This window comes from Hydrocarboniphaga daqingensis (assembly GCF_900129825.1).
Classification (GTDB): domain Bacteria; phylum Pseudomonadota; class Gammaproteobacteria; order Nevskiales; family Nevskiaceae; genus Hydrocarboniphaga; species Hydrocarboniphaga daqingensis.
Genome location: NZ_FQWZ01000006.1, coordinates 1 through 12,770, shown reverse-complemented (window position 1 = coordinate 12,770; position 12,770 = coordinate 1). Strand labels below are relative to the sequence as shown.

The following is a 12,770-nucleotide window of genomic DNA, read 5'->3' as shown; positions in this document are numbered from 1 at the left end:
CGATCCGCATGCGCGCAATCGATGTCGCAACTATCCAGATTACAACTGACGATCGCGTCACATTTGGTGTTTACTATTTAACGATGGGGTGCAACTTCGGATAGCGGTCGAAATTAAGGGCAGCTAACCTCGTGCGGTCTATGGGGCTTCTATATCTATAAATGGGGATAACTTATGGCTTACAGAATCTCGGGTACGCCCGGTAACGATACGCTCAACGGGTTTGCTTCAGACGACAGCATCTTGGCCGGCGACGGCGCCGACTACGTGCTGGCTGGCAGCGGCAACGACGTGGTCGAGGCGGGTACAGGGAACGACGTTATATCGGCGGGGGCCGGTAATGACTCCGTACTGGGTGGCGACGGCCGCGACACGATCGACGGCGATGCCGGCAACGATACTTTGCTGGGAGAGGGCGGCGACGACTCCATTGTGTCGTTGCAGGGTAGCGACAGCATCGACGCCGGGTCTGGCGACGATGTGGTGTACGTACAGAGTGCAGATGGCAGCTCGCGCGATCTGACGATCAATGCGGGGACCGGCGACGACGTCGTTCGTTTCGAGGCTGACTTCGGGCAGGGCGTTACCACTGCAACTGTCGCCCTCGGTTCGGGGCTGGACACCGTCAGCGTCGACGCATCTCGACTCCTCGGTGATGGTTTGTTACCACATGTTATCTTGCTAAGTGATTTTGCCGCCGGCCCTGGCGGTGACACGGTCGATCTTGGCCCAATGCTGGGCAATAGCAGTTACACCGGCACTGGAAATCCGTTTGCATCGGGCCATGTCCGACTGATTCAGAGCGGTGCCAACACGCTGCTTCAATTCGATATGGACGCCGGCGGAACGACGAGTAGCTTCGTCACCGTACTGACGTTCCAGAATGTTTCGCCCTCCTTGTTTCATTACGAGAACTTTTTCTTTAATGGGCACTACCACGCCCCAAGTGGGGCGGTGACGGCATCCGGGCTGTTTAATGGGGGTAGTTCGTCAGCTCAGACCATTACCGGTGGCAACGGCGCCGACACTCTAAGCGGCGCCGGCGGTGGCGACTCCATTTCGGGTGGAGGTCTGAATGACACGCTTGATGGCGGTGACGGCAATGACACCATTGCCGGCGGTCACGGCAGGGATGTGATTGACGGCGGCAACGGCAACGACGTGCTCAACGGCGGCACGCTGGCCGACACCATCAACGGTGGCAATGGCAATGATCTTGTTTCGGGTGATCAGGGACGCGATTACCTTGATGCTGGCTCCGGTGACGACACGGTCAATGGCGGCGACGGAGATGATCACATCGTTGCAAGAGAAGGGAATGATTCAGTGTCTGGCGGTGATGGCGATGATTTGATTGACGCCTCGTCGGTCGCCTATACATCGTTGACGCGCTCCGTCACCGTTTTAGCCGGCTCTGGAGATGATGTTGTCAGCTTTGGAAATACGGTCTACGCAGCTGCTACTGATGCATCGGTTACGCTTGGAGCTGGTATCGATACGGTTTCTGTTTTCAGTACGAACCGTTTCTACTTCGGGTCTATTGATGTGATCCGCGTGTCGGACTTTGCCACCGGTGCTGGCGGCGACGTCATTGACCTAAATGCCCTTCTCAGTTTTGCTCGTTACGACGGTGTTAACGACCCTTTCTCCACCGGCTACATCCGCCTGCTGCAATCCGGCGCCGACACCGTGGTACAGGTCGACCTTGATGGCGTGGGTACTGACTCGTCGTTCGAGACGATGCTGACCCTATCGAACGTCAGTGCATCAAACCTAACCTCCAATAACTTCATTTACAACGGCGTTCCGGTTATCCCGGGCGGTGCCGTCGAAACTCGTGCTGGGGCCGATGGCGCTGATTCGATCGCGGGTGTCATTGGCAACGACAGTATTGTTGGCGGCGCCGGAAACGACTCCATTCGAGGCGATAGCGGAAACGACGTCATCGAGGGCGGTCAGGGTCGCGATTCCATTAATGGTGGGGTGGATGATGACACCCTTAATGGCGGAGAAGGCGCCGACTCTATTATCGCGGCCGAAGGCAACGACGTGGTCGATGGCGGTGACGGTGACGACGCCATTGATATGTCGTCTTTGAGCTACAGTGGCGCACGCAATCTAACCGTTAATGCAGGCAGCGGTGATGATCGCGTGACGTGGGGATACTCCACTTACGCAGGCGCTACAACAGCGATCGTCAATTTGGGGTCTGGCGTTGATACCGTTGAGGTCTCGAGTCTCAATCGTTTGTACGAAGGCACGATCGATCAGGTTCGAATAGCGGATTTTGTAGCGGGGGCCGGCGGCGATGTTATTGATCTGACGCCGTTGCTTGCGTGGGTCACGTCCTATTTCGGCGGTGATCCGTTTGCAACGGGCCACGTCCGGTTGGTCCAAAGCGGATCTGACACCCTCGTTCAACTCGATATGGACGGATCGGGGACCCAGTCTGCATTTGCAACAATGGTGACCTTGTCCAATGTTGCGGCCGCGAATCTCGGGTCGAGCAACTTTGTTTATAACGGGACACCGGTGATCCCGAGCGGTGTCGTTGAGACCCGCACCGGCAGCATCGGCGGCGATTCGATTACCGGATTTATCGGCAACGACAGCATCGTTGCGGGTGAGGGTAACGACACGGTCTCTGGCGGTATCGGTGATGACGTCATTTTCGGTGATCAAGGACTCGACGTTCTGCGAGGTGGAAGCGGTAGCGACACATTGTTTGGCGGTAACAGCGATGACACGCTGCATGCAAACGGAGGTAATGACAGCATCAGTGGTGACGATGGCGATGATGTTCTTGATACATCGTCCACTGATAACGGATCCGTTGACCGGTCGTTAACGGTATCCGGCGGTGCGGGTGACGACGTCCTCTACAACGGGCCCGAGGTTGCGTCCGGCATTGCCACGATATCGGCCAGCCTCGGTGCTGGTATCGATACCGTGTCGATTTCAACCTACCGTCTGTTTGCAGGGTTGTCGGCTAATATCGTGCGCGTCTCTGACTTTGCGGCCGGTGGTGGCGGCGACGTCATCGATTTGAGAGAGTTGCTGCTTTACACCGATTACTTCGGCAGTGCACCCGGTGTGAATCCGTTTGCTTCGGGTCATGTAAGGCTTCAGCAAAGCGGTACGAATACATTGGTTCAGATCGATCTGGACGGATCGGGATCGGGGTCCAACTACGTCACGCTGATTACGCTTCTGAATATTGCGCCCTCGGCGCTGACCTTCGAAAACTTTGTTCTCGATGGCACCAACTACGCTCCTAATGGCTCGGCTAACCCGGCTGGCGTCTTCAACGGTGGAAGTTCGGCGAACCAGACTATCAACGGCGGTAACGGCAACGACACTATTAGCGGTGCTGGCGGTGCTGACTCGATCGTTGGGGCCGGGCGCAACGACTCGCTAAGTGGGGGTGACGGCAACGACACCATACTAGGTGGTCATGGGATTGACACGCTGTCGGGTGGTAACGGCAACGATTCGCTCAGTGGTGGCTCGCAGAACGATCTGCTTTATGGCGACGCCGGTAACGATGTGCTCGCCGGTGACCAGGGACGTGACACCCTGGTCGGCGGTGCAGGCGACGACACGATCGGCGCTGGTGATAGTGACGATGCCATTTATGACGGCGACGGTAGCGGCATCCTCAACGGTGACGCCGGCGATGATGTTATCGATGTCACAACGGACAGCGGCGTCGCGGCAAATCGCGCACTGACGATCAGCGGCGGTGCTGGCGATGATGTCGTGCTGTTTGGCGTCAGTTCTAGCGCCGCCGTCACGACCGCCAATATTGCGCTCGGCGGTGGTGTCGACACGATCTCCGTCTCGAGCTACCGGCTGGCAGTGGGTAACACCCCCGACAACGTACGTATTACCGATTTTGCCAGCGGTGCTGGAGGTGATGTCGTCGACCTCGGCGGTCTGGTCTCGAATTACACGACCTATATCGCGGGCAATAATCCGTTCGCATCGGGCCATGTCCGACTGCTGCAGAGCGGTGCTGATACCCTTGTCCAGGTTGATCTTGATGGGGCCGATGTCGCTTCCGGCTTCGTGACGATGCTGACACTGGTTAACACGACCGCATCCACGCTGACATCAAGCAACTTCACACTCGGCGGTGTGCGGGTGGTGCCCGGCGCAGCGGTTGAGTTGCTGGCGGGAACAGCGTCAGCTGATCGCTTACTCGGTACGCTCGGCGCTGACAGCATCCTTGGCAATGCCGGGGGGGACTCATTATTCGGTGACGGGGGCAATGACCTGCTATTTGGTGATGCTGGTCGCGATACCTTGGATGGTGGCAGCGGTGATGACACGCTCAGCGGAGGTGATGGCGCTGACTTCTTCTACACATATGTTGGAAATGACGTCGTAAACGGCGATGACGGTAACGACACGGTCGCGGTTGGTAACTTATTGTCTACGTCGCGATCCTTAACGATTGATGGTGGTGCTGGCGACGATCTGTTTGACTTTATTGATCTGAGTAGCGGGCACGCCGTGACTGCAGCACAGATCACACTCGGTGTGGGCGTCGATACCGTTGCGGTCTCCAGTTATCGGTTGTTGGTCGGATTGGCCCCAGATGTTGTTGTCGTCACCGACTTTGCTGCAGGTAGCGGCGGCGATGTGCTTGACTTGGGTCCACTCCTCCAGTTTTGCACCAACTATGCTGGCGGGGACCCTTTTGCGTCCGGGCATCTGCGTCTGCTACAGAGCGGCGCCGACACATTGGTGCAGGTCGACCTTGATGGCAAGGGATCTACGAACCAATTTGCGACCATCGTAACCCTTCAGAACGTCAATGTGAGCACGCTGATCCCCACCAACTTCAACGGTCCGAGTGCAGCGCCTCCTGCAGGCCCCAGCCAGCCGACAGCAGGTAACGATGTACTTACGGGTACCTCCGCCGCCGATACGATCAACGGACTGGATGGCAATGATTCGATCTCCGGACTGGATGGCGCCGACTACTTAATCGGTAGTGCTGGGGCGGATACTCTGATTGGCGGCAGTGGAGACGATACGCTGGACGGCGACACGGGGAATGACTCGATGGCCGGTGGATTGGGCGACGATGTGTTCTTCGTTGACTCGTCGGCTGATGTCGTCAGCGAAGCGGCTGGACAAGGTATCGACTTCGTCCTTTCGTCAGTTTCCTACACCCTTTCCGCTAATGTAGAAGACCTCGCTCTGATCGGCGGATCCGCGGTCGATGCGACGGGTAACGAGCTCGCCAACATACTGATCGGCAACGACGCAGCCAACAGCATCGTTGGCGGCGCTGGAGATGACACGATTCGGGGCGGCCTTGGCAACGACACCCTGGTCGGTGGTGACGGCGCTGATACATTCCTGTTCTCTGAGGCCGGTTTCGGTTCCGATGTAGTCGATGCTGGTGACGGTAACGATGTAATCGACGCAACCGGTGACGGTATCGTTTTCGTCAGCGGCTCGCTAACAGTGAACGCCGGCGCTGGCAATGACAGCATCACAGCGGTCTACGATGCGGGCACCCACTCGATCAACGCGGGCTCTGGTGATGACTACATCCGAAACCACGTTAACTTCAACGGCAGTTCATCCGTCACCGATGCGGGTGACGGAAATGACGTGGTGGTTGTCAGCGGAAGTACGCATCGGGTGACTCTTGGCGCAGGTCGTGACCTTCTCGAGGCGGGTGCCAACGTCAACGGCCTGGCGATGAGCCTTACCGTTACTGACTTTGCAACCGGCAGCGCGGGCGACATTCTCGACGCCCGCAGCTATCTCGCGTTGGCGACCAACTATACGACTGGAAGCAACCCGTTCGTATCGGGCCATCTGGTCGCGGTGCAGAGCGGTGCTGATACGGTCCTACAGTTCAGCTCGACCGGCAGCGGCGGTAACTACATCACCGTTGCAGTCCTGCAGAACGTGGTCACAACCGCGTTGGTCGCCGATAACTTCTTGCCCGGATTCTCTCCGAATCTGTCCGGGGCCATTGTGGGTACGTCGGGTGCAGATTCTTTGGTCGGCACGGCCAGCGCTGACACGATCCAAGGTCTTGGCGGTGACGATACGCTGGCGGGCGCAGAGGGCAACGATACACTCGAAGGCGGCGCTGACAATGACTCATTGGACGGCGGCTCTGGTGATGACTCAATGGTCGGCGGCACGGGCGACGACGCTTATTTAGTTGACTCCGCGGCTGATGTCATCAACGAGGGTGTTGACGAAGGAGTCGATAGCGTTCGCTCATTGGTCTCTTTCACACTTGCCGAGAACGTTGAGAATCTAATGCTGCTAGGGTCGTCGGCTATAGATGGCACCGGCAATAGTGCTGCTAATGTTATTACTGGAAATGAGGCAGCCAACAGCATCATCGGTGGTGCGGGAGACGACACGATTAGAGGCAGCTTGGGCAACGACACGCTGGTCGGAGGTGATGGGGCTGATACGTTCCAGTTCTTTGAAGCCGGCTTTGGGTCGGATGTCGTCGATGCCGGTGAAGGTAATGATGTAATCGACGCGACCGGCGACGGCGTCACATTTGTCAGCGGATCATTGACGGTCACTGCTGGTGCGGGTAACGACAGCGTTACGGCTGTCTACGACTCTGGCACCCACTCGATCAGTGCGGGCGCTGGCGACGATTATGTTCGTGCGCATACCAACTTCAACGGCAGTTCATCGACTACCGACGCTGGGGACGGTAACGATGTAGTGGTCGTCAGTGGAAGTACGCATCGTGTGACTCTGGGTTCGGGCCGGGACGTTTTAGAGACGATCGCGAATATCAATGGATTGACGATGAATCTGATCGTCACCGATTTTACTGGCGGTAGTGCCGGAGACGTTCTCGACGTTCGCAGTTACCTGACTCTTGCCACAAACTACATCGCCTCAAGTGATCCATTCGCCTCTGGGCATTTGCGAGTCATTCAGAGTGGATCCGATACAGCGGTACAGTTCAGCAAATCCGGGGGCGGCGGTAGCTACATCAACGTCGCGGTGCTACAAAACGTCACAGCATCGACCTTGGTCGCTGACAACTTTATACCCGCATTTGCGCCGGTTGGGACCGGCTTGATCGTGGGAACAGCAGGTGCGGATTCGCTGGTTGGAACGCTCAATCCAGACACGATCCAAGGTCTGGCCGGCAATGACACGCTGTTGGGCTCAGATGGCAACGATACGCTTGAAGGTGGCGGCGATAATGATTCGCTCGATGGCGGCATTGGCACCGATTCGTTGGTTGGTGGCGCAGGTAACGATGTATACGTCGTGGATAACGCCAGCGACGTGGTAGTTGAGCTTGCTGGCGAGGGCGAGGACACAGTGCTCTCGGCGGTGACGTACTCGCTTGGGGCTGACGTTGAGAACCTCACCCTTACTGGCAGCGCCGCCATTAACGGCATCGGTAACGATTTGGCGAATGCGCTCACCGGTAATTCGACTGCCAATAGCCTTGTCGGCGGCGGTGGTGTTGATACGATCCGGGCCGGCGGTGGTGTCGATACGCTGGATGGTGGAGCCGGAGGTGATTCGCTGGTTGGCGGCGCGGACAATGACAGCTACGTCGTCGACAACATGGCGGACGTCGTGGTCGAGGCGGCGAACGAGGGTGTCGACGACGTGATGTCCTCGGTCAGCTACACGCTCGCGGCGAACGTTGAAAACCTCATGCTGGCCGGTGTGGCAGTCATCAATGGAACTGGCAACGACCTTGCCAATGCACTGACCGGCAACACCGCCGCCAACAGCCTTGATGGTGGTGCCGGGAACGACACCATTTCTGCTGGCGCGGGCAACGACACCTTGAATGGCGGTACAGGTAATGACTCGTTGACAGGCGGTGCAGGCAATGACACGTATGTGGTCGATTCGCCTAGCGATGCGATCGTTGAGGCGGCCAATGAGGGAACCGATGTCGTGCAATCGTCGGTGAGCTACACGCTCGCGGCGAATGTCGAAAACCTTACACTGACCGGCTCTGCCGGCATCAATGGAACTGGCAACGACCTTGCCAATGCGTTGACGGGCAACACCGCTGCCAACATCCTCGATGGTGGCGTCGGGAACGACACCATTTCTGCTGGCGCGGGCAACGATACCTTGAATGGCGGTGCAGGCAATGATTCGTTGACGGGCGGCTCCGGCAACGACACCTATGTGATCGAATCGACGAACGATTTAGTCGTTGAAGTGACCAATGAGGGCACCGACGTGGTGCAGTCCACTGTGAGCTACATGCTCGCGACGAACATCGAAAACCTCACACTGACCGGCGCTGCTGTCATTAACGGAACAGGCAACGAGCTGGCCAATGTGCTGACGGGCAACACTGCGGATAACAGCCTCGCTGGTGGTGCCGGGAATGACACGATCACTGCTGGTGCCGGTAACGATACGTTAAATGGCGGTACAGGTAACGACTCGTTGACGGGTGCTGCTGGTAACGACACCTATGTGATCGATTCCGGCAGTGATGCAGTCGCTGAGGCGGTCAATGAGGGTATCGACGTCGTGCAATCGTCTGTGAGCCACGCGCTCGCGGCGAACGTCGAAAATCTCACGCTGACTGGTTCTGCTGCCATCAATGGCACTGGCAACGATCTGGCCAACGTGTTGACGGGTAACACCGCTGCCAACAGCCTTACTGGTGGTGCCGGGAACGACACAATTGCCGCTGGCGCGGGTAACGATACGTTGAATGGCGGTGCGGGCAATGACTCGTTGACGGGCGGTGCAGGCAACGATACCTATGTGATCGATTCGACGAGCGATGTGATCGTTGAGGCGGCAAGTGAGGGTGCCGATGTAGTGCAGTCGTCAGTGAGCTACACCTTAGGCGATAACGTCGAAAATATGCTTCTGACGGGCTCTGCCGCAATCAATGGCACGGGCAACGGCGCGGCCAACGTCCTGACAGGCAATGGCGCCGCCAACAGCTTGGTTGGCGGCGGGGGCAATGACACGCTAAATGGCGGGGCGGGTGTCGATACATTGGTGGGCGGCGCTGGTAACGACAGCTATATCGTTGACAACGCCGCCGACGTCGTCACGGAGGCTGCAAACGCAGGTATCGACCGCGTAACGTCGTCAGTCAGCTACACGCTAAGTGCGAACATTGAGTATCTAACACTCACAGGCAACGCTGTTGTTAACGGCACTGGTAACGAACTGGCGAATGTGATCACCGGTAACAGTGCAGCTAACACGCTTTCAGGCGGAGGTGGTGACGATGTAATCAATGGCGGCGGTGGCAACGACACGTTGCGCGGTGGTGCCGGTTCGGACTACTTGGTCGGCGGCGCCGGCAATGACTACTTTGGCTTTAGTGCAATAGCCAACTCTGATGGCGTGAACTCCGTTGACGTGATTGCTGACTTTGTCTCTGGTACTGACAAGCTCGACTTGGCTGGTCTGTCAAGTGCGTTGGGCATCACACTCAGCTTCATTGGGTCATCCCAGTTCAGCGACAACGCAACCGGTCAAATCCGATTCGAGAACGGGTCTCTGTATGTCAGCACCAACGCCGACTCAGCTGCTGAGATGATCATCGACTTGGCTGGTGTTAACTCCCTGCAGGCTGCTGACTTCATCCTGTAAGTCGATTGCGAAGTAGCGGGGATCGGTAACGGTCCCCGCTGCTTATTTTATTTAAGAGATGTCTCTCAATTAGATAAAGTTAGTTTATGACACAAGAATAAATATTGTTGACACTTGGTATTTATAGGCTGGATTTGTATATGAATCATCTATTCTAACAATAAGATTTTGAAAATGAGCGCAAGTAAAAATAATACAGTTATTGCCAGCTCAAGTGAGGGGGCAGACGACCTTTACGGAACATCGGCCAACGACACAATCAACGGCAATGGTGGTGACGACGTCATCTTTGGTTATGAAGGAAATGACTTTCTTAGTGGGGACAATGGGAACGACAGCATCAGCGGTGCAGAGGGAAATGACACTATAAACGGCGGGCCAGGTCGCGACACGATGTATGGTGGCGCCGGCGATGATGTTTATATAGTCAACTCGGAAAATGACGTCATAGTGGAATTGGCTAACGAGGGATTGGATACTGTTAAGGCAATCGCTGGGTCGTACACGCTTAGCGACAATGTCGAGAACCTAATTCTCACCAACTCTGCGATCAACGGTACCGGCAACAACCTGGCAAACGTACTAATTAACGAGTCTGTCAACAATAGCAGCCTTAACGGTGGTGCCGGAAACGACACGATTGCCGCTGGCGCGGGCAACGATACGTTGAATGGCGGTACGGGCAATGACTCATTGACGGGCGGTGCTGGCAACGACACCTATGTGATCGATTCGGCTAGCGACACGGTCGTTGAGGCAGCCAATGAGGGAACCGACTTGGTGCAGTCGTCCGTTAGCTATACCCTCACAGCGAACGTCGAAAACCTCACGCTGACCGGTTCGGCCGCCATCAATGGCACTGGCAACGACCTGGCCAACGTGCTGACGGGTAACACAGCCGCCAACAGCCTCGATGGTGGTGCCGGCAACGACACGATTGTCGCTAGCGCGGGTAACGATACGTTGAATGGCGGTACGGGCAGTGACTCATTGACGGGCGGAGCTGGCAACGACACCTATGTGATCGATTCAGCTAGCGACGCGGTCGTTGAGGCAGCCAATGAGGGAACCGACTTGGTGCTGTCGTCGGTGAGCCACACGTTAGCGGCGAATGTCGAAAACCTCACGCTGACCGGTTCGGCCGCCATCAATGCCACCGGTAACGAGCTGTCCAATGTGCTAACGGGTAACACCGCTGCCAACAGTCTTGCCGGCGGTGCTGGCAACGACACCTATGTGATCGATTCGGCTAGCGACACGGTCGTTGAGGCAGCCAATGAGGGAACCGACTTGGTGCAGTCGTCCGTTAGCTATACCCTCACAGCGAACGTCGAAAACCTCACGCTGACCGGTTCGGCCATCATCAATGGCACGGGCAACGACTTGGCCAACGTGCTGACGGGTAACACCGCTGCCAACAGCCTTGCCGGCGGCGACGGTGACGACTTCATCGTCGGTGGCGCAGGTGACGATACGTTGAATGGCGGTACGGGCTTCGACTGGTTGATGGGCGGTGCTGACAACGACACCTACGTGATCGATGCGGCAAACGACGCTATCTTTGAGGTTGCCAATGAGGGGACCGACTTGGTGCAGTCGTCGGTGAGCTACCGGCTATGGGCGAACTTCGAAAATCTCACACTGACCGGTTCTGCTGCCATCAATGGCACTGGCAACGACCTATCCAACGTGCTGACGGGCAACACCGCTGACAACATCCTCGATGGCCAATTCGGGATCGACACGATGGCCGCTGGCGCAGGCAACGACACCTATGTGATCGACTCGCCGATCGATGTGATCGTTGAGTTGGCCAATGAGGGGACTGACTTGGTGCAGTCGTCCGTCAGCTATATGCTGGCGGCGAACGTCGAAAACCTCACACTGACCGGTTCTGCCGCCATCAATGGCATCGGCAACGACCTTGCCAACGTGCTGACGGGCAACATCGCTAACAACAGCCTCGATGGTGGTACAGCAAATGACACGATTGCTGCTGGTGCGGGTAACGATACGTTGAATGGTGGTGCGGGTAACGACTCGTTGACGGGCGGTGCTGGCAACGACACCTATGTGATCGATTCGGCTAGCGACACGGTCGTTGAGGCAGCCAATGAGGGAACCGACTTGGTGCAGTCGTCGGTGAGCCACACGCTAGCGGCGAATGTCGAAAACCTCACGCTGACCGGTTCGGTCGCCATCAATGGCACCGGCAACGAGCTGGCCAACGTGCTGACGGGTAACACCGCTGCTAACAGCCTTGCCGGCGGTGCCGGAAACGACACGATTGCCGCTGGCGCGGGCAATGATACGTTGAATGGTGGTGCGGGTAACGACTCGCTGATGGGCGGTGCTGGCAACGACACCTATGTGATCGACTCGACGAATGATGTGATCGTTGAGTTGGCCCCTAAGGGGACCGACTTGGTGCAGTCGTCGGTGAGCCACACGCTAGCGGCGAACGTCGAAAACCTCACGCTGACTGGTTCGGCCGCCATCAATGGCACCGGTAACGAGCTGGCCAATGTGCTGACAGGTAACACGGCCGCCAACAGCCTTGCCGGTGGTGCCGGGAACGATACGATTGCTGCTGGCGCGGGTAACGATACGTTGAATGGCGGCACGGGTAACGACTCGTTGACGGGCGGTGCTGGCAACGACACCTATGTGATCGATTCGACGAGCGATGTGGTCGTTGAAGCGGCTAACGAAGGAACCGACGTCATTCAGTCCTCAGTGAGCCACACGCTAAGTGCTAACGTCGAAAACCTAGTTCTGACGGGCTCCGCCGCAATCAATGGCACAGGCAACGGTGCGGCCAACGTCCTGATGGGCAATAGTGCAGCTAACAGCCTGGTTGGCGGCGGGGGCAATGACACGCTGAACGGAGGGGCTGGTATTGATACGTTGGTGGGCGGAGGCGGGTCCGATCGTCTGGTCGGCGGCGCTGGCGCTGACTACTTTGGCTTTAGTGCAATAGCCAACTCTGATGGCGTGAATTTCGTTGACCTGATTACTGACTTTGTCTCTGGCACTGACAAGCTCGACTTTGCTGGTCTGTCGAATGCATTGGGCATGACACTCAGCTTCATTGGGTCATCCCAGTTCAGCGACAACGCAACCGGCCAAATCCGATTCGAGAACGGATCTCTGTATGTCAG

General features: G+C 57.1%; 1 protein-coding gene and 1 pseudogene. Both read left to right on the top strand.

Annotated features, from left to right (window positions below; all coding sequences use genetic code 11):
* The first annotated feature begins 174 nt into the window (after positions 1-174).
* Positions 175-9,609: a calcium-binding protein gene (locus BUB09_RS17010; RefSeq protein WP_072898050.1), complete on the top strand. Its 9,435-nt coding sequence runs from the start codon at positions 175-177 to the stop codon at positions 9,607-9,609.
* 174 nt (positions 9,610-9,783) lie between these two features.
* Positions 9,784-12,770 (top strand): annotated as a pseudogene (locus BUB09_RS12290) (peroxidase family protein); the annotation flags it as partial.